This is a genomic window from Cohnella sp. GbtcB17 (assembly GCF_019091135.1).
GTDB lineage: Bacteria > Bacillota > Bacilli > Paenibacillales > Paenibacillaceae > Cohnella.
In genome coordinates this window covers 17,823-42,245 of record NZ_JAGXJW010000010.1, presented here as the reverse complement: position 1 = coordinate 42,245, position 24,423 = coordinate 17,823, and the positions used below count along the sequence as shown (strand labels likewise).

Genomic DNA, 24,423 nt, shown 5'->3' with positions numbered 1-24,423 from the left:
GACAAATCCGGAAAAAATTAGATTAAAAAATTTGGATTCAAACGCAACTTTTCATGGCGAACCGCGTCTAACATCATGTGACTTTCAAGAGGGACTTAAGTCATGAGGCATGCTAGCTTTTCCAAGAATTCTCTTTACGCTGGGATTGCTCGCATGTATAATGATCAAAGTGGCATTATTACCCTGGCCATTTTCTGCTTGTTTACGAGTTTCTGCGACATGCTTCTACTCCAATAGACATGGTGCAGACATCAATTATAGACAACGCTCAACTCCGGAGAGGGGGTGACACACCGATGAGAGAATCGAGCTACAAATCTTCCACACAAACATTACAGAGTCCTTTCCGAGGAGGAGAAAAAAAGGTTATGAAGAAAAGTTTGTCTCTTCTCATAGCTCTGGCTATGGTGTTCGGCATGTTTGCCTCTATGGCATCTGCCGCAACAACTGAGCTGACTACAGCTCAAAAGTATCAATGGTTCGTTGATCAAGGCGTTCTGAAGGGCGACCCTAGCGGCAACCCGCGTCTGGACGCTACGCTGACTCGTGCAGAGTTCGCGACGATCGTTGCAAGCGTTGGCGGTCTGAAGCTGGTCAACTCCGCGTCTTCTTTCTCTGACGTTAAGGTTAAAGACTGGTACTTCACGGCTATCCAATCCGCTTCCGACGCCGGTCTGGTTAACGGTATCGGCGCTGGCAAGTTTGGTCCTAAGCTGAACGTAACTGTTGAGCAAGTGATCAAGGTTGCTGTATCCCTCGCTGGCATCAAGCCGGTTGACGGCGCTGTTGTTGCTGGTTCGTCCGCATGGGCTGGCCCGTACATCCAAGCTGCCATCAACGCTGGTCTGGCTGTTCCTTCGAACTACAAGTCGAACGCTACGCGCGGTCAAACGATCGACGTTGCGTATGTTGTAACCCAACTCAAAGCCCTGCCGGTTCTGAGTGACGTTGCTGCTACGGTTAACGCCGACGACACGATCACGGTTTCCGGTAAGGTTGTCAACACGGCCGACAGTGTTAAGGTTGCTCTGGGTACGGCTGCTGAAGTTGCTGCTACGCTGAAGGACGACAAGACTTTCACGTACACGACTGCTAAGCAAACTCCTGGCACTTACAAGCTGACTGTCGTTGCTTATGACGGCACGAAGGCTTCTGTTGCAGTCACGAAGGAAGTTACGATCGGCGGCTTCGTTGTTGAGTCCGCTACGGCTGTCAATAACAAGCAAATCGCCATCAAGTTCAACAAGGCTGTTCAAGAAGGTATTTCCGTTGGTGGCGCCACTTACGCGCTGAACAACAATGCTGCAAGCAATGTTCTTCTGAACGGTGTTGCTCCTAAGGCTGCTTCGATTAGCGATGACAAGACGACCGTTACTTATACGTTTGCTCCTTTCGCTAACAACACTTATGCACAGCTGGAAGTGAAGAGCGGCTATAAGTCTGCTTCCGGTCAATCTTTGACGGCGTACAAGACGGCAATTCTGCTGAACGATACGGCAGCACCTACGGTTACTGGCGTTAGCTACGCTGGCAACACGGCTACCATCTCTTTCAGTGAGTCCATTCCTGCCGACAAGCTTGGCACGCTTTCCATTAACGGCTCTACGATCGGTACGGGCGTAACTAGCTCCGTATATTACAGCGCGAATGTTGATACGACGGATTCCCTGGGCTGGGTTAAGGGCATTACCGTTTACAACCTGACGCTGGGTACGAACTATTCCTTCTACCTGGTTGGCGGAGCTGACAATGTTGGTAATCGTTTCGATTACAACACGACGCTGAACGCACCGACGGATAACGTAGCACCGACGATTACTTCTTTGACGGTTAATGGCAACGTGATTACTGCTAAGTTTAGCGAAGCTGTTAGCGCAGCGGGTAGCGTCTACAACGGTTCCGATGCTTCTTCCAAGGTTGACGGTGTACGTAGCAGTGACAACCTGTCCGCTACTTATACGGTAGGCTGGATGGGTAGCAATAGCTTCCTTAACGTAACTGCTGTTGTTAAGGGCTATAAGGATCTCGTTGGCAACACGGGTGCTGATTTCTCCCAAGCATTGACGCTGACGAAGGATTCGACTGCTCCAACGATCGCTAGCGCTTCTTATGACGGCACTTACATCGTCATCAAGTTCAGCGAGCCGGTAACGGTTAACAGCACGGCTAATAGCATCGGTTATTCCTGGACGAATACTAATTCCGTAGTTAACGGTGGTAACTGGTCTGCGGCTAGCGCAGTAGCTGGTTATGATGTCAACAATGATGGCGACACCAATGACGACACTGAGAACTACTACATCCGCGTAACGCCATCGACCTCGGTCGGTGCTGGCTCGTGGACGATCACTGTTCCTGAGGGTCTGGCTAAGGATGCAGCTGGTCTGAAAAATGCTAAGGCTTCTTCTTCCTTCACGGTCTCTGCTGGTTCTACAAGCGGCATTATCGAACTTAAAAATGTTACGCTTGTTAACAACAGCAAGATCAAGTTTGAATTTAATCGTGAACTGGCTACTTCCGCCCTGGATGTATCCAAGTATACGATCAATGGCGTAGCTCTTCCGACTGGTTCGAAGCTGTACTTTGAAGGAACGCAATACTTTGTAGTAGCTGAGGTTCCTGCTGGTACGTTCCCGGTTGCGGGTTCCCGCGTAGTTAAAGTCAACAACATTGTTGACACCTCCGGCAACACGCTGTCCGATAAGAACTCCACAACGTTGTACTTCAACGAAAATGTTGCTCCGGTTGCACAAACGGTTACGCTTGTTTCCGACAAGCAACTGAATGTATCGTTTAGCGAAACTGTAGCTAACAACGGTGCTGTAACTGGCGTTGAAGTATTCCTGAACGGCAGCACGACGGCTGAAGCTGGCTTGACGGTAGTTGCTACTAACGGTATCGTTACGATCACTTCCGCTACGAGCAAGTTCTCTCCGAGCCAAACGATTGCTGTTAAGTTCGCAGGTTCTAATGTTGCCGACTCTGCTGGCAATACGGCTTCTGACATTACGATCAACAAGTAATATCTCGGCACAAAAAGAGCAAGCCTCCGGGCTTGCTCTTTTTTTCTATGATCACAACTTTTTGACTAGATTCGTCGTCTATAGTAGTAGGTTAAGATGGGGTTCATGTAATATTCATGTATACGCGCTATACTAAATGCAATAGAGTTTAGGGAGGATCGCCGGATGAACGGATCTAGCAAGAAGTTTAAAGTAATGGTTGGGCTTACCGCCATCATGTTGGCTGCAGCGCCTGCTTCGGTATCTGCGGCAACGACTACAAATAAGGTTGTTCCCAAGATAACGGCAGTTTCGCAAGTCGTTAAGCCGATCTTCTTGAACAGCAAAAGTTATATTAACCTCGTTGATATAGGACTCTCGCCAGTCGATGGCGGGCAGCTTGCTGCATTTACGCTAAGTATTTATAACGGCAGTTCCGCTGCGCTGGACCTTTCAAATTATTGGTTTAGACTATCAAATATGTCCGGCAGCAGCTATTCCTTAAAAGCGTCCGCCACGGATGCCAAGCTTAATAAAGTGGCTCCCAATTCGAAAAGCATGATTACTCTCTATGCAACCGTTGGCGAATCTACGAAGCTTTCGGATCTCCTTTTTAAAGTCGTTAAGTTTAATTTTAATGTGGCAGGATACGAACAAGGTGTCGGCAAATTCACGTTTCCTAAAAACTTTAATAATGTCGTAGCTGCTGGCTCATACAAATCATTATATTTCGCAACGACTACACTGAATTCAAAGGTTACGTCGTCTTCGATTGCCGCCTCCGGAGATGACCAACTCATCACCGTTAAGTTTGTATACAACAATATAGGCAAAAAGGCCGCAACGCTGAGCAAGTATAAATACTACCTCGCAACGGCAAGCGGCATTATGTATGAAGCGACGCCTTCGGTTACTGAAGACTTGACGATCCAGCCGTTGACCAGCAAGGAACTGAGCATTACCGCGACTGTGCCGTCTTCATTGCCGAAGACAGGCTGGAAATTGATGATTTTAAAAGATAGCGGTGGAGAGTCACCCGTGACGCTGCCGGTTGGTACGTATAATCTCTATTTCAGCAATGGCACGCCAACCACAACGGCTACCGACAACTTTACTTACACGAGCACCGAAGGTACCTACCAATACAAGCTGACTTCGCTGCTGAGAGAGCCATGGAACAGTCAGGACGTGCTTTCTGCACGGATTCGGATCACGAACAAGTCGACGGCGGCAGTTACGATTCCTACGATCTCAGGTTATTTCTACCTGGATGACAAAACCAAGCTGGACTTTAAGTCGATCGCCGTTAACAACCAATTCGGTCTTAACGCAGGCAGCTATGTCGATTTGGATGTTTATGCGAAGCTTCCATCGAATTTTAATTTTGCCAAGGCCAAGCTTGTGATAAACAACCAAGTAGACGAAAAAACGGTTACCAAGCTCGGTGAATTGTTGGGAACCTCGTATCTGGCTCAAATTCCTACCTATGCGGCAGACAAGATCCTGTCCATAGATCGTGAAGGAAGCAAGATGACAGCTGCGCTGAACAATGTTAATGTGTACAATACGACAACCACCAAAATCTTCACCGTACAAATGACGCTTACGAGCGAAGAAAAGCGTACAATCGATCCTGTTCGTTTGGTGGGCTTGTTTAAAAGCGATAACGGAGACATTTTCCCTGCAACCGCGACAATGGCTGAAGGGCAAGTTAATGCATCGAATAAAGCGCTGCTTACTTTTACCGCTTCTGTGCCCCAAGACTACGATACAAACAGCCTAAAGTTGATAGTTGGCGAAGGCGTCACGGATACGAAGTATACGGACGCTAAATCAGCTGCCGATGGATTCATCAACGCAGTCAGCTATGGGTTGCCACAAGAGCAGCGTCTATATAGTACGTTCAAAGATATTAGCCTCTTGCCGTACAAGTTTACGATCAATAAGCTGTTCCCAACCTTGCTCGGCGATGATATCCAACTCACACTGGATTACAACCTGGATAAAGATACGTCCTACAACGTGTATCCGACTGATCGCAAGCTCGTACTCGAAGTAGACGGAATCAATACATCTGACGGCAAGGCCACGAATTATTTGTCGCAAGAGCTGACGATCGAGGGAGATGGCACGACTCCAACGCTCAAGGCAGGCACGAACCAAGAGTTGATTATTAAAAAGGCCAATCCCAACACGGGATACGATGGAACGCTCAAGTACAGACTCCGATTGTACGAGGTCGTTCAAGGCGCCAAAAAGCTTGTCGCAGAACGGTCGATCGACTATTGGTTCATTACCAACGATTGGACTGCCGATACGAATAGCTAATGAATGCAACAAACGAGAAACTGTCGGTATTTATCCAATACCGGCAGTTTTTTATTCACATAACTGGAAAACGAATTCCACCCGCTTGTCGGAAAATGTGATAAAATAGAGATATCTATACCCGAATGTTGGTGAACGATTGTGGAGATCGATCGGATCGCAAGCGCCAAGTCATTATCGCAAATGCAATTTAAAGCGGTCGGCAACGCGTCCAAGCAGCGAATTAAGCTCGGCAAGGTCAGAAGAATTACGCAAGTGCTCTTCTACTTGTGCGAGTACAGTGTCTACGTCTTAACCTTTTACTTGCTGATGTATCTGAAGGTACTGCCTGACTACCCTTTGGTCGATTCGATGAATCCGATCGTATGGGCAAATGATGTCCACGTATTCGGCAAGTATATGTTTTTTCTTGGTATGATGCTGCTGATTCACGGATTTATGCGTTCCCAAGGCTTTTTGTTTGCAGGCAAGCGCGAACGGGGACTAACGGAGGATCTGTTGTTTTCGGCCAAAGCGACCTGTTACGCTTTTTTAATGTCGATCGGCATCACGTTTCTGCTAAAAACGACATTTATATATTCACGCGTAACGCTTGTTACTTTTGCCGTATTGATGTTAGTAGAAGGCGTCATGCTGCGCGCCGCGTATAAATACGCGAGTCATAAGCTTAACGAGAGAGGCTTGTTGCAGGATCGAATTCTGATCGTCGGCGCCGGCAAAGTTGGCAACGAGCTGCAGAGCACGCTGGAAGCAGAAAAGCGCAGCAAATATAAAATCGTTGGATACTTGGATGATTATAAGATCGGATCGGAAGTCATCGGGAAAACGACCGAGCTGGAGTCGGTACTGCAGAGTCAACATGTCGACGTCGTGTATATCACGATTCCTTCTGAGAGAAGCGTCATCGAGTCGATTCTCCATACGATTTACAAGTATAATGTCGATATCCGCATCATTCCGGAAATGTTTGACCGCATGTCTACCGTCTTTGCTTTCCATACGGATTCCAGCCAGCCCTATATGGAGATCGTGAAGACGCCGTTAAGAGGAATTAATGTGCTGCTCAAGCGATTGTTCGATATTCTCATCAGCTCGGTGCTCCTCCTCCTGCTATCCCCCCTGTTTCTCGCATTGGGATTGTGGACGAAGTTGGATTCGAAGGGGCCGGTTTTCTTCAAACAAGTGAGAGTAGGCAAAAATGGCGTCCCTTTCTCGATGATCAAATTCCGGTCCATGCGCGTGGATGCGGAGCGTCTGAGAGAGCAGCTGGACAAGGAGAATGCTGTCAGCGGAGGACCTGCCTTTAAGCTCAAAGCCGATCCTCGGGTGACGCGCTCCGGACGCTGGCTTCGCAAGTATTCGCTTGATGAGCTGCCTCAGCTGTGGAACGTCTTGCGCGGGCATATGAGTCTGATCGGACCGAGGCCGCCCTTGCCCGACGAAGTGGCGCAATACACCAACTATCACTGGCGAAGGATGGACGTCTTGCCCGGGATGACCGGGTTGTGGCAAGTGAGTGGCAGGAGTGATCTGGACTTCGAATCGTGGATCGATCTGGACATTCAGTATATCGAGCGGTGGAGCTTTGCGCTTGAGATGAAGATATTGCTAAAAACGATACCTGTGGTGATCAAAGGCACAGGCGCGTATTGATGAGGAGTGGCAACGTTGAAGCGTCAAGAGAAGTTCGGGTTTAGAGAATGGTTTGCCTGGGGATGGATCGCATTTATTCTGTTTATCGCAATGTTTAAAAACGGAATCTTCCTCGGCTTTGGCCTTCATAGCCCTAATCAAATTCAGTTTGAAAGCCCGGCTTTCTTGGCCTTAATCGTTTCTGCTTTTATCGCGCTTTGGCTTATCGTGCAGATCGGCGCAGAATCGTTCGAATGGACGCGCAGCAATCTCATTATCGGCGTTTTGGCTCTTGTGATGCCGGTCTTTTATTTGATCAGTTCGTTTAATGCCTTTTCCCCTTATATGGCGAAGATCGGCATTTTAATTCATCTCGCACTATTTTTATTTTATGTAGCAGGCACTTTCTGGTCCCGATCCAGCCATTTGACGGATCGGTTTCCGCTTGTATTCCTCGTGTTCGGATACCTTCTCGTTGCCTTCGGATTTTTGACGATGTTCGGAAATGCCTACCTGCTGGACTCTTTGACGCCGCAAGACGGGATTCGGATCACTTCCGTCTTCCAGTATGCGAATGCATATGCTGTACTGCTGCTCATCATGTGGATCGTCATGCTGCTGGAGATTAACCGCACGCCGCGTAGAGGGCTTCAAATCTTGCATGGCGCCATGCTTGTCCCCGTCTGCGTTTCCTTCTTGCTAACGCTGTCGCGGGGCGCATTGGTTGTATTGCCGATCATTGCGATCGTCACGCTGGCTATGCTGAGGTTGAAGCTTCAAATCAAGCTGATTCTGTACTCTGTCATTGGGATGGGCATTTCCCTTCTCATCTACTCCAAATTGGCCGATCGTGGCATTGAAGTCGTCAATGGCATTTTAACGGCTTTGAATGCCAAACAAAGGTATGATACGGTTTCTATCTTTTCTGGAGATTCAATCGGGTACTGGGCCATTCTGGTTGTTGCTTCGCTTGTGATGGGTGCTATAACCTATGCGATAGAGAGATACATAGAGCCGCAGCTTCAATCGAAAGTCGAGACAAAGGCGTCGAATCGCGCCGGGATTTGGCTGCCTCTGGGGCTAATCGTGCTGTTCATTCTCGGCGCGCTTGCCATATTGTCCGATACGCTGGTCAAATTGCTGCCTCCTGTTCTGCGAAATCGAATCGAGGGCGTAAATTTTGAAACACATAGCGTTTACGAGCGTCTAAGAATGTATAAGAATGCGATTCAATTGTGGAAGGAGTATCCGCTCTTCGGCGGCGGCAGCGGGGCATGGGAGGCTTCCTATGAAAAATATCAATCCTATCCCTATCTGAGCGCGCAGACGCATAGCTTCATTACGCAAATGCTTGTTGAAGTGGGCATTATCGGTACGATCGCCATCCTGGGTCTCATTTTGTATTCTTTGATTTCCTTTGTTATCAAGTATCGTAGAATGCCGGAGCAGTTGCGCAACAAGTATCTGTTTTACTTCGTGGTGCCTATCACGATCTTGTTGCATGCTTCCATCGATTTCGAGATGAGCTACTTGTTTTATGATATTCTCGTATTTCTGTGTCTGGGCGTGCTGAGCGGCGCGGAGTCGCCGGTGAAGCACTGGTCGAAGCAGCAGGCGAGAAGCTTGAAGCAGTTGGGTTCGGCCGCCCTGGGTGTCTTGGGCATTGCGCTTCTTCTGATCGCCAGCCTCAGACTTTATAGTTCCAGTCAAGTTGACAAAGCCAACAAAGCGTATGCCATGCAGGAGCCATTCGTGAATATCGTCGATCCGCTCAAGCAAGGACTCAAGGTGACGGCGGGTCATCCTGTGCTGCTTCAACAGCTGACGAGTTGGAACTACCAAGCCTACGATCAGTCCAAGGACGAGAGTTACCTGGTCGAGTCAGAGAAATATTTGCAAAAGCTCGTAAAGAAAGAGCCTTTTTATCGCCCCGGCGTGGATCTGGATTATACGATTCAAATGGTGCGCGGCAATCAGGATGGAGCTATTCAGATCATGGAGAAGGCGGTCAAGCAATACCCGTTCGAGCAATCTTTTTACGATCGCTTAGTCTCGACACTACTGGGCAAGTGGGAGCAGCAGAGACAGGCAGGAGATCAAGAAGGGGCGAAAGGGACTGCCGAACAAATTCTGGCTCAGTACGATAAAACGATTGAACAGGAACGTGTAGTCAAAGAGTTGCCGGCGACGGTCGAACTGGCAAGAACGTTTGTCGTCTCGAGCGCAGTCAGGCTTGCGGCAGGCGAAGTCACCTTCGCAGCGAATGATTATCAGCAAGCGGCAGACGTTTTAAGACCTGCCTTGCAAGAGGACTTGGCCGTAGAGGCGAACCGCAAGATCGCGCGATACTACCTGGCGGCACTTCGGAAGCAAGGACAGGACGACCAGGCGCTTTATGACAAGCTTGTCGCGGCAGATGAGAACGAAGCTACTCAACTAGATCAGCTCAAATAGAAAGGAGGGATAACGTTGAAGGTATCGGTTATCCTGCCGACGTTAAATGCAGAGAAATATCTGGTTAACCTCATAGGCAAGCTCCAGGAGCAGACGCTGCGACCGCATGAGATTCTTGTCGTTGATTCTCGTTCCGATGACGGGACGCTGCTGCTGGCTAAACGGCTTGGCGCCAAAGTGATGTCGGTAGAGCGCAAAGACTTCGATCATGGCGGTACGCGCAATCTCGCCGCTCAGAAGACGACAGGAGACATTCTGGTTTATATGACACAGGATGCAGTGCCGCAGCATGATCGCTTCATCGAAGAGATCGTAGCGCCTTTTGCCGACACGAAGGTGGCGGCCGTATGCGGCAGACAGATTGCGAGACCGGAATCCAACGTGCTTGAACGAATGACCCGAGATATTAACTATCCGGAGCTGTACATCCATAAGACGCTGGGGGATCTCGATCGCTTTGGCATCAAGCTGTTCTTCTTCACCAATGTTTGCTCGGCGATTCGAAAAGATGTATTTTTGCAGCTTGGAGGCTTCCCGGCTCCGATCATTCTGAATGAAGACATGATGATTGCTGCGAAGTGTATTACGAACGGCTACGCCGTCGTCTACAATCCGCGCGCCAGCGTCATTCATTCTCACGATTATAGTTTGAAGAAGCAGTTCAAGCGCAACTTCGATATCGGCGTATCCATGCGCATGAACGAGTGGATCTTCCAATATGCCCGTGCTGAAAAAGAAGGTGGCCGGCTCGTCTCAGAGCAGCTGGGGCGTCTATGGAAACAAGGGAACTGGTCCTGGATCCCGCGATGGATCGCAGAAGCGGGAGCTAAATATGTCGGCTATCGATTGGGCGTCTCGTTTAAAAAGCTCCCGGTCAGACTCAGAAAGAAGTTCAGTATGCACCCTGACTTTTGGCTGAATTACGACAAGTCGCAAATCGTCCGCGAAGCCGTTATCTTCAAGGCCGAAGCGCAATCGGTCAGCAATCATTGAGCATGAAGGGATGGTCATCATGAATCGTTATACGAAGATCTTTGGTATACTGGTCGCCGCGGCCGTAGTGGCTGGCGGCGTGAATTGGTACCAATCCGCTTATGCTGACGTCCAGCAGACGACGCCTGGCCTTGCAGATGATCCGATCGTGACCAAGAGCTATGTGGATCAGAAGATCGCAGAGTTGACGAACGGAGGCACTGCGGGCGGTAATACTGGCGCAAACCCGGCGGCAGCTTCAAAGCTCGAGGTGGTGACGGTCCCCTTCGGCGCAAAGCTTATGGTAGGAGCGGGCGGAGAAGTTGTCGTACGGACGGGCAAAGCCGTTGCATTCAGTTCGGATACGAACGGTCTGTCGGATCTTACAGCAGGTGCGGATATTGCTTCCGGGATGGCCATTGCTACTAATCATTTGATTTTGTTTCCGCGGGATGGACGGGGGATTGAGCCGGATCCGAAGCAGAAAAATGGGCTGACTGTGTTGGTGCGTGGGGGATATAAGGTTATTTAATGTCTTGAAAGGTAGTGTAATATGCGTCTTTTCGAAATGCTGTTAAAAAAAATTTTTACTTACCCGGTTTTTGTGTTTAGAAGTTTGATTTTAAATAAAGAATTGATACGACAATTAACCTGGAGAGAGGTTATTACCAGATATAAAGGCTCTTATTTAGGAATCTTGTGGTCCTTTATCACTCCCATGCTAATGCTTGTGGTATATACCTTTGTATATAGTGAAATTTTTAATTCCCGTTGGCCTAATCAAAGCGATAATACAATGCAATTCGCGCTAATTATATTTACTGGACTAACAACCTTTAATATATTTGCTGAAGTAGTAAGTAGGGCTCCTACGCTAATTATAAACAATACCAATTATGTTAAGCGTGTTGTATTTCCATTAGAGATCCTACCGGTTACTATCCTGGGCTCTGCTTTGGTACAAGGTGCGATTAGTTTGCTGATCCTTTTAGTTGGTAACTTGTTAACACAAGGAACTCTCTATTGGTCGAATCTACTAATTCCAATTGTACTAATTCCGTTAATACTACTAGCTTTGGGATTAGGTTGGTTATTGGCTGCCTTAGGTGTTTATTTTAGAGATATTGGTCAAATAATTGGTGTTATAGTTCAAGCATTAATGCTATTAACACCCATTTTTTACTCTTCGGAAGCGATACCCGAATACTTGCAGTTTATCTATTGGGGAAATCCCATATCAAGTATTGTTGAAAATATGCGGCAAATTGCTGTCTTTGGACACGCACCTAATTGGGAGATGCTATTTTCGAATTTTGCTGTTGGCCTATTTATATTCTTTGCTGGACATTTTGTTTTCAGACGTTTAAAAGGTGGGTTTGCTGATGTCCTCTGAAGTTGCAATTTCAATAAGAAATGTTAGTAAATCCTTTAAAATATATGAGAAACCTCAACATAGAATATGGCAATCTATTTTCCGTAACAAAAAGAAGATGTATCGAGAATTTTGGGCGCTAAAAGATTTGGATTTTGATGTAAAGAAAGGCGATTGCATAGGCATTATAGGTAGGAATGGATCGGGAAAAAGCACCATATTGCAAATTATCGCAAATACGCTTAGGCCTTCTGCGGGAGAGGTTGCAGTTAAAGGAAGAGTGTCTGCGTTATTAGAACTTGGCAGTGGTTTTAATCCAGAGTTTACTGGTAGAGAGAATGTAATTACAAATGGAGCAATAATGGGGTTGTCTCAGGAAGAAGTAATGAGAAGACTTCCTGAGATAGAGGCATTTGCTGAGATTGGTGAATTTATTGATCAACCAGTTAAAACATATTCATCGGGCATGTTTGTAAGACTTGCTTTTGCATGTGCAATTAATGTGGATCCCGATATTTTAATTATAGACGAAGCCCTCGCTGTTGGAGACATGAGATTCCAACTAAAGTGTATAGAGAAGCTAAAAAAATTTAAACAAGATGGGAAAACCATACTTTTTGTTAGCCATGATTCCTTCATGGTTCGTAATTTTTGTGATCAAGCCATCTGGATGATGGACGGAAGAATTCATCTTCGGGGCGATGTGAAGACAGTTACTGAACAGTATCAAGACTTCATGAAATATGATGGAGAAACCCAAAATGCTGTGAAACAGAATAGTGAGCAAAAAGAAAATAAAATACTTGAAATAGATAAAGTGTTCGTACAAGACACAAAAGAGCAAGAAAGAGAAACATATAAATTTGGAGAACCCTTTAGCGTAAGCGTTCAATATACACTTAAAGAAAAAGTAAATGGGATTGTTGCGGGAGTCGCCATTTATGATAAGCAGAACAACTATGTTTGTGGTTTGAATACGAAGTTAGATTCAATTGATATTAAAAATCAGCCCGGTAGATATAACATTAAATTACAATACGATAATATAAATTTGATGCCGGGAACATATTTTTTAGATATAGGTTTTTTTGAAAGTTCAGCTATTGTAATTTTAGATTATAAATCACGCCACAAAAAAGTTTACATAGAGTCTGGGGAATATTTTGCAGAAGGACTCGTTTATTTGGAGCATAAATGGGATACAAAGGAGATATTGTGATTAATCATGTTAAAATACGATCATGAAATTAATTTTTCAGAAACAACTTCCCATAAAATTATTTTAGATCAAATTGAGCCTAATTCTAAAGTGCTTGAATTAGGAACAGCGACTGGCTATATGACTAAATATATGAAAGAAACATTAGGTTGCTTTATCACTGGCATAGAAATGGATTCACAATCTGCTCGTATCGCCTCCCAATACTGCGAAGAATTAGTGTTAGCGGATCTAGAAGATCTTTCTTGGTTTCCCAAAATATCGAATCGAGAGTTTGATTACATCATTTGTGCGGACGTACTAGAGCATCTAAGGAACCCGAGCGAAGTATTATTAAATGCAATTAAACTGTTAAAAAAGAATGGGACAGTTATAGTTTCTGTTCCCAACATTGGTCATAACGCTATTATTATGGATTTAATAAATGGTAAGTTTAATTATCGGAAATTGGGATTACTGGATGATACACATGTTAAGTTTTTCACTCGAGAGAACTTGCTAAATATGCTCGATGAAGTTGAATTAACTCCAATAAATATAACTGCAACATTCGCGCTGCCGGAAAATACAGAGTTTCAACAAAACTATGGGTTGGTAAGTGATGGATTTCGCTCATCTTTAACGTCTAACAAAGATGGGCATGTCTATCAGTTTATCGCAATATGCAAAAAGAATGAAGAAGTGAACCATTCTTTTACGGTAGAATTTGATATAGATAAAGAAGAACTTAAACCCAGAATCAATTATAAATTCGCTCAACTTTTTTTCTCAAAAGATGAGAATTTTTCTGAAGAGAATTCTTTTAAATTTTCCATAGATGCAAGTAGGGTAACAATCTCTTGCGAATTTAAAAACAATAATAATGTAATAAGATTTGATCCTATTAATTTTCCTGGCGTAATAAATTCACTTAGATTAGAAGTAATAGACGAAGAGAACAGAAAAGTTTATGAATGGGGCCAGCAACCTGGAATTGTAACTTCATTAACAAATATGCAAGAAATTGATGAGAATTTTTTGCTGTGTTTAGATTCGGATCCTCAAATTATTATTAGTTTGCCTATATTAGGAAACGGGCGAACTTTGAAGATGAATGCTGAATTTGAATATAATGAGGATATACACGGTGTCCTTCTTAGTGAGTTGGATGCTAAAAAGAAGCATATTGATAATTTAAGTGAAAGTTTAGCCCATGAAAAACAATCACTAGCCCTCTCCGTTAGCCAAAATCTTGAGATTAAGAGTGAATTAAGCACGAAAGAGAAGTATCATGAGGAAGTTGTTAGTTCACTTGAATCACGTATAGATGCAATTACGGACTCCAAAAACAAATTGGAAAGTAATATTTTCGATCTAAATGAAAAGATAAATCAAATTACCCATTCTACGTCGTGGAAATTAACTTCTCCACTTAGATTTTTGGGGACAGTATTGAGGCATCCCAAAGAGAGCAGCCGAAATATTGCATACTTTATCTTGGGGAAAAAGTGGGTTCCGAAGTTATTGCCTATGAATCAAATTGAAAAACTAGAAAATGATCGAGGTTGGAAGTCGCTTGGAACGGACCCTCAATTTTACATCGATCCCCAGTGGCTTACTGGATGGGTTGAAGTTACGTTACTCACAAAAACAGAGAAAAGCAGCGGTGGTAGGGCGAGATTTTATTTTGATAGCGGTAAAGGTTTTAGTGAAGAAAACTCTGTCGTTCTCGGGCCTTTAAATCAAGAAAATCATGTCATTATGTATATAGAACCTACAACACGAATAATAAGAATGGACCCTATGGAAGCTATGGGGTTGTTTGAAATAAAAAAGCTTTATTTCAAAAAAGCCTCTTTTTTAACCGTTCGAATAGGAAAGAGATGGTCTAAGGTTAAAGAGAGAGGAAAAAAGGTACAAAGGTTTGTGAGGTTTGGCTTGTCTAATCTAAAAGAGTGGAAACTAAAGCGCGGAAGATATCCAAGGATAGCAGAGATGAAGCCTTTGGTAAAAAAGGCGCTGTATTTATGGAGAAGTAGGCAGTTGGTAGATGGCGGAAATCTTCTGCCTCCTGAAGGATTTGAATTCTCGGAACGAATAAATGAATACCAATCTTGGCTAGAAGTAAACGAATGGAATGAACGACAAGAAAGGGCAGCGAAAGAAGATTTATCTAATCTTGCATATAAACCATTATTGAGTATTGTTATGCCAGTTTATAATCCTCCTCTTGAATTTCTAGAGAAAGCAATACTAAGTGTCATTAATCAAGTATATACAAATTGGGAGCTTTGCATTGCAGATGATGCGAGTACAGATATAGGGGTAAGAGACGTATTAGAAACTTGGTCAAAAAGGGATAGCAGAATCAAAGTGCTTTATTGTAATGAGAATGGAAACATAAGCAGAGCAACAAACTATGCTGCCTCATTAGCTTCAGGTGAGTTTTATGTCTTTATGGACAACGATGATGAGCTAACGCCTAATGCACTACTTGAAATTAGTAAGTATATAAATAGCTTTCCTGAAACAGATTTTCTATATTCAGATGATGACAAGATGGATCAAGCAGGAAATCGATTTGCGCCTCAATTTAAACCACAATGGTCACCAGAACTATTGCTTTCTTTCATGTATCTGAGTCATATTGTGGTTATAAGAAGCGAGCTCTTCAATGAAGTCGGAGGTGCCAGGGTTGGATTTGAAGGTTCCCAGGACTACGACTTAGCATTGCGAGCAACCGAGAGAGCTAGGCATATTGGGCATATACCCAAGATTCTGTATCACTGGAGGGTACTTCCTGGGTCAACGGCACAAAGCGGAGATGCCAAGCCTGCAAGTATCGAGGCAGGTCGTAAAGCTGTTCAAGAAGCGTTTGACCGAAGAGGGGTAAAGGCAACCGTATATCAGCCGGACTGGGCTAAAAAGGCTGCATGCGGGATCTTTGACGCTAAGTTTCCCGATATCGGCCCAAAAGTGGCGATTATTATTCCTACAAAAAATCAATATGGAGTTCTAAAAAAATGCATTGATTCACTTGAACGCACAACTTATAAGAATTTTGAAGTGTTTGTTATTGATAATGATAGTGACGATCAAGAGACTATAAAATATCTGAGTGAGTTTAAGCATCGAGTATTAAAAATATCTAATCCGGAAAATAAATTTAGTTTTGCATTCATTAATAATAGAGCTGTGGAACAGATTGATGCAGAGTATGTATTGTTTTTAAATAATGATACAGAGGTTATAACCCCCGATTGGCTATCTCAAATGATGGGCTATGCACAAATTAATGGAGTGGGAACCGTAGGGGCACGCTTGATTTTCCCAGACGGTAGAATACAACATGCTGGAATTACACACGGTTTATATCATGGTATGGTTGGGCCATCATTTAAACTCATACCTTCGTGGGATAATGGCTACCTGAGCCTAGCGAATGTGTCCCGGAATTCAATCGCAGTTACTGCTGCCTGTATGCTAACTAAAAGGAAGTTGTTTCTTGAGATTGGTGGGTTTGACGAGGCTAACTTTGCTGTGGCTTATAATGATGTGGATTACTGCTATAGGTTAAATGAAGCGGGATTCCGATCAGTGTATTGTTCAACTGCGGAATTAAGACATTATGAAGGATATACGAGGGGATATATTGATAATCCCAGTGAGAGTAAAGCATTTCGAGAGAAATATGATCAGTTGGTTGATCCCTACTACAATGATAATTTGTCTTTAATGAATGAAAAGTTTGAGATTCAATCCAAAGTATTAGCGCCAAAGAGACAAGCGCCGATCCGTACATTGATGTGTGCATTCAACCTAAACCTTGAAGGTGCGCCTTATTGCCAATTTGAGTTGACGGTGGAATTAATGAAATTAGGGGTAATTGATCCGATTGTGTATTGCCCTCATGATGGTCCGCTGAGGAAACTCTATGAGGATAAGGGGATAAAAGTCCATGTATTCGATCACCCATTGATCGGGGTTTACGGTAAAGAAGCATATCTTAAAGCGATCAAACAATTTGCTTCAGTTATCGCGGAATGGGACGTAGAATTGATTTATGGTAATACTCTACAAACATTCTATGTAATCGAAGCGGCAAAACTTATGGACATCCCTTCGATCTGGAACCCTAGAGAAAGCGAGCCTTGGCAAACTTACTTCAATCACTTTGATGCAGAAATAGCATCAAGCGCTTTGCATTGTTTTGATTATCCTTATAAAGTCATCTTTGTATCTGACGCAAGTCGGGAGCGATTTATGCCACTGAACTCCCGGCATAACTTTATGACTATCCATGATGGCCTCGATAGCACTAATTTCGCAGATCGGTTGCATTCCTATGATAAAGATAAAGTTCGGTTGTCATTAGGGGTTTCCGATGAAGAAATCGTAGTGTTATTGTTGGGTACAGTATGTGAACGGAAAGGGCAGCATGATTTAATTAAAGCGATCAATGAGCTAACTCTCCCGATTGCATCAAAATGTAAATATCTTATAGTTGGGGATCGGCCAAGTGAGTATAGCTTGGAATTAAAACGATTAATATCTAATCTTGATCAATTGATTAGAAATAATGTAATTGTGATTCCTGAGACTTCTGAGGCGGCTAAGTATTACGCGATAGCGGATATCTTTGTATGCACTTCTAGAATTGAAAGCTATCCAAGGGTTATTCTTGAAGCTATGAGCTGTGGCCTGCCTGTCATTACAACTCCTGTCTTCGGCATTGTCGAGCAAGTTCAACAGAAGGTTAATGGATTATTTTATTCACCAGGTGAGGCCCAAGAACTTGCAAAGCATCTTGAGTTTATATTATCCAACGAAGATGAAAGGAAGAGGATGGGGACCAACAGCAAAGTGATATTTGATACGATAAATAGATATGACGAAATGGCAATTGCTTATGGAGAAACTTTTAAAGAAGCATGGTTCAGCTGTAAATCAAGATGAATTGATTACTCGATTGGGGGAACTTATGTGGCCATAGCCAGACAACTTTTGAATGAAGAACTGGAGCTTTCAATTTTAATGCCTTGTCTTAATGAAGCTGAAACATTAGCAATTTGCATCCAAAAGGCCAGGGCATTTTTAAAACAGAGTGGTGTTCTTGGTGAAGTCGTTATAGCAGATAACGGAAGTACTGATGGGTCTCAAAGAATTGCAGAGGAGCAGGGAGCAAGGGTTGTTCATATTGAAAATCGTGGTTACGGCAGCGCTTTGATAGGTGGAATAAATGCAGCAAGAGGAAAATATATTATTATGGGAGATGCTGATGATAGTTACGATTTTAGTTCTCTAAGTGGTTTTGTATCAAAACTCAGAGAAGGTTACGATTTGGTGATGGGGAATCGGTTTAAGGGCGGAATAAAGCCGGGGGCAATGCCTCCCCTTCATAGATACTTGGGTAATCCGGTTCTTTCAGGAATCGGGAGACTTTTTTTTAAAAGTCCTGCAGGTGATTTTCATTGTGGACTTAGAGGGTTTAACAAACAATCCATTATAAGTTTAGGATTAGAAACGCCTGGGATGGAGTTTGCTAGTGAAATGGTAGTTAAGGCTACTTTGCATCATCTGAAAATTACTGAAGTTCCATCCACGCTGTCTCCCGATGGTAGAAGTCGTGCGCCTCATTTGAGGAGCTGGCGTGATGGTTGGAGGCATCTTAGATTTTTATTGATGTATAGTCCTAGATGGCTATTCTTAATGCCTGGTATTCTACTTTTTGCTCTTGGTCTTGTAGGCACTATCGTTTTATCTTTTGGTTCTTTGACTATTAGTAATATAACATTTGATATAAATACGTTGCTTTATTTAGCATTAATTATGATTCTGGGTGTGGAACTGGTTTTTTTCTCATTTTTTTCTAAACTCTACAGTATAGTTGCAGGCCTAGTGCCCCCTACTGATGGAATGATTAAAATGCTCCGTAAATTCACTTTGGAAAAGGGAGTGATCACAGGTGGTATTCTCCTCTTGGTGGGGCTAATTGGCTCGATCTGGGCTCTTTTTGAATGGGGGGCAGAGTCCTTTGGGGATTTAATTCCTAGCACAATGATGCGCATTACAATCCCCTCGCTAACTTTGGTGATAATAGGCGCTCAAATTATGTTCTCAAGTTTTTTGATTAGCATACTTAACTTGAAGAAAATAAAATAAAAGAGTTTTACAGAAGGTATTAAAGGGGATGTGTATGGTCCTCTGTTTTTAAAATTTCAACAAGTTCAAATTCCTAGTGGGAGAATGTAGATGCATCTAAAGTCGTGTCTGTATAAAAGATATATTTGGGTTGTAATTCTAATTACAATACTCAAACTCTGGCTTGTGTCAGGCCAATCGATGACAGTATATGCGCAAGCCGGTCACGATGATAGGTTGTTTCTTACCCTTGCCAATGATTTAATTAATGGGCAATGGCTAGGACCATATAATGATTTAACTTTAGCGAAAGGTCCCTTTTATTCTATTTGGATTGTTTTATCTTTTATTTCTGGATTACCCTTACTTATTTCAGAACAAATATTTTATATTTTTTCTGTGATATGCCTCATTTTAGCAGTTAGGCCGGTTTTAGATAAATTCTCGCTAACAGTTCTTTATGCGGTTTTGCTATTTAATCCCATCAGTTTTGCCGATGGACCAATGACGAGAGTTATTCGAGAAGGTATTTATCCTGCCCTGACTCTACTAGTGATAGCCTGTTCATTTGGTTTATTCATTAGAAGAGAACAAAAAAAGTCAGTAATATTTTTATGGAGCTTATTACTTGGTATTTCTTTTTCTTGCTTTTGGTTGACAAGAGAAGAGGGAATTTGGATATTGCCGTTAGTAGCAGTCGTATGTGCATGGATGCTCATTCTGCTGTTCAAAGGAAAAAAGAACAAACATAAACATATAATTATTGTTTCCTTAGTTCCTATTAGTGTATGGGGATTGTCGATCTTAACGGTATCTGCTATAAATGATGCCAAATACGGAGTGTTTAACGTAGTTGAGTTTAGATCGAATGATTTTGTAAAAGCCTATAGTTCATTAACACGAGTGAAAGTTAACAATTGGAATCCTGTTGTTCCTGTTTCAAAAGAAGCTAGAGAGCAAATATACCAAGTAAGTCCATTGTTTGGTCAACTTGAACCATTCCTGGAAGGTGACTTAGGCTCAGAATGGATTAAGAGCGGTGCTAGGGGGACAGGGGAGATTGAAGGCGGTTGGTTTATGTGGGCGCTTCGCGAAGCTGTAAAGAAAGCTGGATACTACCAAGATGGTCGTACCGCAGAAAATTTTTACCACACTCTAGCCAATCAAATCAATACAGCGTGCGATAGTGGAGAATTGCAATGCGGTCCTCCTACGAACTCAATGCAACCCCCTTGGAATAAAAAGTATATTAAGCCACTCTTTCAAACAGTTAGGCGTTCTGTGAATTACTTCATCTCGTTCTCTGGTTTCTCGGCAACTGCATCTCCGAGTATTGGAGATACGGAATCATTTGTTTTATTTGAAGATTTGACTAATAGCAATAAGAAAGCCATTGAAAGACAGACTATAATAAATGGATGGGCATTTCATGAAACTGACCCAATAACTTTAAAGGTCTTAGATAAAAACAATGAAGTTTTAAAATCCCAAATTATTTATAGTAATAGCGATGACGTATTTAAGTATTTTTCGGAACAAGGAAAAAATTTTAATACTGCGATGAATTCTCGTTTTAAATTAATAACTGCATGCAATGAAGATTGTACTTTAAGTTTTAATAATGGAACAAAAATCCTAGGAACATTACCATTAGATGGAGTCATTAACAGTTTAGAAAATGACAAACTTCATGTTTATTTGGATTCAGTTTCTATTGGCGGTACAGATTTAAGTAATCAATACAAACTCGACCATATGAAAAGTAGTATATTAAGCTTTATTGGCAAAGCATATCAACTAGCTGTTCCGCCTTTAACGGTGCTATCCTTCTTAATTTTATTATTATCTTTGTATTTAACGGCTAAAAAAAGATTGTCCTCGTTTTTATCTGTTACCAGTCTTTTGCTGATTGGAACCATTTTCATTAGGCTTGTTATGCTTTCTATGATTGATATAAGTTCATTCCCAGCTATTAGTGTTCTTTATTTATCTTCAGCTTATCCGCTGTTATTACTTTATATTGTGATTAGTGTAACTAGTATCCGCCAAGTTTACATGAGATTCAAAAGGTAGAATATATGAAAATAAGGAGCCTTGATATGAAAGGTATTATTCTTGCTGGAGGCACAGGATCTCGACTTTATCCATTGACAAAAGTAACAAACAAGCATTTACTTCCGGTTGGGAAGTATCCCATGATTTTTCATGCAGTGGCGAAACTTAAGGAAGCTGATATCACCGATATACTTGTTGTTACTGGGAAAGATCATATGGGTGATGTGGTAAACTTGCTTGGAAGCGGACGAGAGATGGGTGTCGCCTTTACATACAAGGTTCAGGATGAGGCCGGCGGGATCGCTCAGGCCCTTGGACTTGCTGAAAATTTTGTGAATAACGAATCCATGGTCGTTATTCTCGGAGACAACGTTTTTTCGGATAGTATCGCACCTTATGTAAAAACGTTTCGCGAAAAAGGAAATGGAGCGAAAATTCTCATTCAAGAAGTACACGACCCTAAGCGTTATGGAGTACCTGAATTGAAGAATGATCGGATTGTCTCTATCGAAGAGAAGCCACAGCAGCCTAAGAGCAATTACGCGGTAACCGGCATATATATGTTTGATGCGCGGGTATTTGAGATTATTCGCACACTTAAGCCTTCAGCGCGTGGGGAGCTGGAAATTACAGACGTCAACAATGCTTATATTGCAAGCGGCGATCTGGGGTTTGATGTACTACAGGGCTGGTGGACTGATGCCGGGACACATGCTTCATTGACGCATGCTAACGATATGGCTAAAGAAATTACTTTTGGTGAAGAATTCGGGAAACTTAAATTGTAAAATTTGATTGGAGAAGAGAGACAAATGCAGGTACATGAAACCAAGCTTCCTGGAGTCAAACTTATTGATCCGGCTGTATTTGGAGATCATAGAGGATTCTTTATGGAGTCGTACAATACAGAGGTATTTGCAAATCACGGCATAGTGCATAACTTTATTCAGGATAATCATTCGCTCTCGGTTGAAGCAGGGGTACTTAGAGGGATGCACTATCAATTGAATCCCAAGGCACAAACGAAGTTAGTGAGAGTCGCTGCCGGTGCAATCTACGACGTTGTCGTGGACATCCGTAAAGGCTCGCCGACCTACGGTCAGTGGCAGGGGTTTATTCTGTCTTCAGCCAACAAGCGCCAGTTGCTTGTTCCCAAAGGCTTTGCGCATGGGTTTTGCACGATCGTACCGAATACGGAAGTGCTATATAAAGTAGATGAGCTGTATTCGCCTGAGCATGATCGCGGCATTGCCTGGGATGACCCGGCGCTGGGTATTGATTGGCCGACGCTGAAGCCTGTACTCTCGGACAAGGACGCTAAACATCCGTCGCTGGCGGAGGCCGAGGCAAACTTTACTTACGAAGGAAGAACTTAAGATGAAAATTTTGGTTACCGGCGGTGCCGGCTTCATTGGCAGCAACTTTGTTCATTATATTTTGCGCGAATATGAGCAAGACCAGGTCATTAACGTAGATGCGCTGACCTATGCGGGCAATCTTGAGAATTTAACAGCTGTTGAAAATAACCCAAACTATAGGTTTGTTCGGGCAGATATTAGCGACCGTGCAGCGCTTATTCCTTTATTTAATGACGGCGTTGACGTGGTTGTGCACTTCGCAGCGGAATCGCATGTGGATCGAAGCATTCTGGAGCCGGACGTCTTCGTTCGAACGAATGTGCTAGGCACGCAAACACTGCTTGAACTTGCCAAGGAATATAAAGTGAGCAAATTTGTTCATGTGTCCACCGATGAGGTATATGGCACGCTTGGAGCAACCGGCCTTTTCACGGAAGAGACGCCGCTTGCGCCTAACAGTCCGTACTCAGCCAGCAAAGCGGGTTCGGATCTGCTTGTGCGCGCCTACCATGAGACGTTTGGCTTAAACGTCAATATCACACGTTGTTCGAATAACTACGGACCTTATCAGTTCCCGGAGAAGCTGATCCCGCTCATGATTCAGAACGCGCTTGCCGACAAGCCGCTGCCTGTCTATGGCGACGGTCTCAACGTACGCGACTGGCTCTTTGACGAAGATCATTGCAGCGCGATTGATCTCGTGGTTCGTAAAGGGATTAGCGGCGAGGTTTATAATATCGGCGGCAATAACGAGCGAACCAATATTCATGTCGTCAAGACGATTCTCGAAGAGCTGGGCAAACCAGAATCGTTGATCCAGTACGTTCAAGATCGACTCGGCCACGACCGCCGTTATGCGATCGATGCCACCAAGGTTCGCAAAGAGCTGGGTTGGAATCCGAAGTTTCATTATGAATCCGGGATCCGCGAGACAATCCGTTGGTACCTTGCCCATCAAGATTGGATGAACCAAGTGCGATCTGGCGCTTATCAGCAATATTACGATAAGCAATACGGCGATAGGCTAGGGGGCTGAAGATGCCGGCACAAAAATCGACGATTCTCGTGACCGGCGCTAACGGGCAATTAGGCCAGGAGATCATTCATATCGAGGATGACGATGTAGTCCTCGTCGGCCTTGATCGTCTGCAATTGGATGTAACGGACTTGGAGATGTGCAGGAAGGCCGTTAAGACGTATCAGCCTAGTGCGATCATACATGCGGGAGCTTATACAGCTGTAGACAAGGCTGAAGCCGAACCGGACGAAGCTTACAAAGTCAATGCGTTGGGGACACGTAACCTGGCCATCGCCGCTCGGGAAGCATCGGCTAAGCTCTGTTATGTGAGCACGGACTACGTGTTCGACGGTTCCGGCAACAGGCCCTACAATGAATATGACGATACCAATCCACAGTCGGTCTATGGCAAGTCCAAGCGTGCGGGTGAAGTTCTGCTCCAATCGCTGTGCGACAGGTGGTTTATCGTGCGTACCTCATGGGTCTACGGCAAGTATGGCAATAACTTCGTTAAAACCATGCTGAAGCTGGCGCAGGACCGCAATGAACTGACAGTCGTTCATGACCAAAAAGGCTCACCGACATATACTCGGGACCTTGGCCGGTTTTTGGTGGATCTCGTGAAAACCGAGACGTTTGGCATCTATCATGCTTCGAATGCTGGAACTTGCAGCTGGTACGAATTCGCTAAGGCCATATTTGAGGAGAGCGGGAAGGAGATCAAGCTCACCCCGTGCACAACCGACGAATTTCCCCGTCCTGCGCCCAGGCCGCTGTATTCGGTCATGGACCATGCGGCTATCCGCCAAAACGGATTTCAGGACTTGCCGTCATGGCGGGAGTCGCTGCGAACATTTTTAAAAGAGCTTCAGGGATAACGAGTGAAGGGTCGA

The 24,423-nt window shown here is 43.9% G+C and carries 15 protein-coding genes; all 15 read left to right on the top strand.

Annotation, left to right across the window (positions count from 1 at the left end):
• Positions 1–296 precede the first annotated feature (296 nt).
• The gene (locus KVT38_RS07365; protein ID WP_217593047.1) at positions 297–3,023 is read left to right on the top strand and encodes an S-layer homology domain-containing protein; all 2,727 of its coding nucleotides are present in this window, start codon (positions 297–299) and stop codon (positions 3,021–3,023) included.
• A 165-nt stretch (positions 3,024–3,188) separates the two neighbouring features.
• Entirely contained in the window at positions 3,189–5,330 is a 2,142-nt protein-coding gene (locus KVT38_RS07360; protein WP_217593046.1) for a hypothetical protein, read from the top strand.
• Between the two features lie 141 nt (positions 5,331–5,471).
• Positions 5,472–6,983 carry a sugar transferase gene (locus KVT38_RS07355; RefSeq protein WP_217593045.1) on the top strand — a complete coding sequence of 504 codons (1,512 nt, stop codon included), beginning with the start codon at positions 5,472–5,474 and terminating at the stop codon, positions 6,981–6,983.
• Positions 6,984–6,998: 15 nt separating this feature from the next.
• Entirely contained in the window at positions 6,999–9,416 is a 2,418-nt protein-coding gene (locus KVT38_RS07350) for an O-antigen ligase family protein (protein ID WP_217593044.1), read from the top strand.
• Positions 9,417–9,431: 15 nt separating this feature from the next.
• Positions 9,432–10,409, top strand: a complete 978-nt coding sequence (locus tag KVT38_RS07345) for a glycosyltransferase family 2 protein (RefSeq protein ID WP_217593043.1) — start codon at positions 9,432–9,434, stop codon at positions 10,407–10,409.
• Positions 10,410–10,428: 19 nt separating this feature from the next.
• Entirely contained in the window at positions 10,429–10,920 is a 492-nt protein-coding gene (locus KVT38_RS07340) for a hypothetical protein (protein WP_217593042.1), read from the top strand.
• Positions 10,921–10,941: 21 nt separating this feature from the next.
• Entirely contained in the window at positions 10,942–11,781 is an 840-nt protein-coding gene (locus KVT38_RS07335) for an ABC transporter permease (protein ID WP_254639063.1), read from the top strand.
• Positions 11,771–12,979: an ABC transporter ATP-binding protein gene (locus KVT38_RS07330; RefSeq protein WP_217593041.1), complete on the top strand. Its 1,209-nt coding sequence runs from the start codon at positions 11,771–11,773 to the stop codon at positions 12,977–12,979. The genes KVT38_RS07335 and KVT38_RS07330 overlap by 11 nt, the downstream gene beginning before the upstream one ends.
• A gap of 6 nt (positions 12,980–12,985) precedes the next feature.
• Positions 12,986–17,914: a glycosyltransferase gene (locus KVT38_RS07325; protein WP_217593040.1), complete on the top strand. Its 4,929-nt coding sequence runs from the start codon at positions 12,986–12,988 to the stop codon at positions 17,912–17,914.
• A gap of 27 nt (positions 17,915–17,941) precedes the next feature.
• Positions 17,942–19,120: a glycosyltransferase family 2 protein gene (locus tag KVT38_RS07320; RefSeq protein WP_217593039.1), complete on the top strand. Its 1,179-nt coding sequence runs from the start codon at positions 17,942–17,944 to the stop codon at positions 19,118–19,120.
• A 180-nt stretch (positions 19,121–19,300) separates the two neighbouring features.
• Entirely contained in the window at positions 19,301–21,172 is a 1,872-nt protein-coding gene (locus KVT38_RS07315; protein ID WP_217593038.1) for a hypothetical protein, read from the top strand.
• Positions 21,173–21,198: 26 nt separating this feature from the next.
• Positions 21,199–21,942 carry a sugar phosphate nucleotidyltransferase gene (locus tag KVT38_RS07310; RefSeq protein ID WP_217593037.1) on the top strand — a complete coding sequence of 248 codons (744 nt, stop codon included), beginning with the start codon at positions 21,199–21,201 and terminating at the stop codon, positions 21,940–21,942.
• A gap of 24 nt (positions 21,943–21,966) precedes the next feature.
• Positions 21,967–22,530, top strand: coding sequence for a dTDP-4-dehydrorhamnose 3,5-epimerase (gene rfbC, locus KVT38_RS07305; protein ID WP_217593036.1), 564 nt, complete (start codon positions 21,967–21,969; stop codon positions 22,528–22,530).
• A 1-nt stretch (position 22,531) separates the two neighbouring features.
• Entirely contained in the window at positions 22,532–23,548 is a 1,017-nt protein-coding gene (rfbB, locus tag KVT38_RS07300) for a dTDP-glucose 4,6-dehydratase (protein WP_217593035.1), read from the top strand.
• Positions 23,549–23,550: 2 nt separating this feature from the next.
• Complete coding sequence (rfbD, locus tag KVT38_RS07295; RefSeq protein ID WP_217593034.1) at positions 23,551–24,408, top strand: dTDP-4-dehydrorhamnose reductase; 858 nt, start codon at positions 23,551–23,553, stop codon at positions 24,406–24,408.
• Positions 24,409–24,423: the final 15 nt, after the last annotated feature.

Coding starts and splice junctions, on each gene's coding strand:
- KVT38_RS07340 (WP_217593042.1), top strand. CDS start 10,429: ATGAATCGTTATACGAAGATCTTTGGTATACTGGTCGCCGCGGCCGTA.
- KVT38_RS07330 (WP_217593041.1), top strand. CDS start 11,771: ATGTCCTCTGAAGTTGCAATTTCAATAAGAAATGTTAGTAAATCCTTT.
- KVT38_RS07365 (WP_217593047.1), top strand. CDS start 297: ATGAGAGAATCGAGCTACAAATCTTCCACACAAACATTACAGAGTCCT.
- KVT38_RS07310 (WP_217593037.1), top strand. CDS start 21,199: ATGAAAGGTATTATTCTTGCTGGAGGCACAGGATCTCGACTTTATCCA.
- rfbC (WP_217593036.1), top strand. CDS start 21,967: ATGCAGGTACATGAAACCAAGCTTCCTGGAGTCAAACTTATTGATCCG.
- KVT38_RS07360 (WP_217593046.1), top strand. CDS start 3,189: ATGAACGGATCTAGCAAGAAGTTTAAAGTAATGGTTGGGCTTACCGCC.
- rfbD (WP_217593034.1), top strand. CDS start 23,551: ATGCCGGCACAAAAATCGACGATTCTCGTGACCGGCGCTAACGGGCAA.
- KVT38_RS07315 (WP_217593038.1), top strand. CDS start 19,301: ATGACAGTATATGCGCAAGCCGGTCACGATGATAGGTTGTTTCTTACC.
- rfbB (WP_217593035.1), top strand. CDS start 22,532: ATGAAAATTTTGGTTACCGGCGGTGCCGGCTTCATTGGCAGCAACTTT.
- KVT38_RS07335 (WP_254639063.1), top strand. CDS start 10,942: ATGCGTCTTTTCGAAATGCTGTTAAAAAAAATTTTTACTTACCCGGTT.
- KVT38_RS07325 (WP_217593040.1), top strand. CDS start 12,986: ATGTTAAAATACGATCATGAAATTAATTTTTCAGAAACAACTTCCCAT.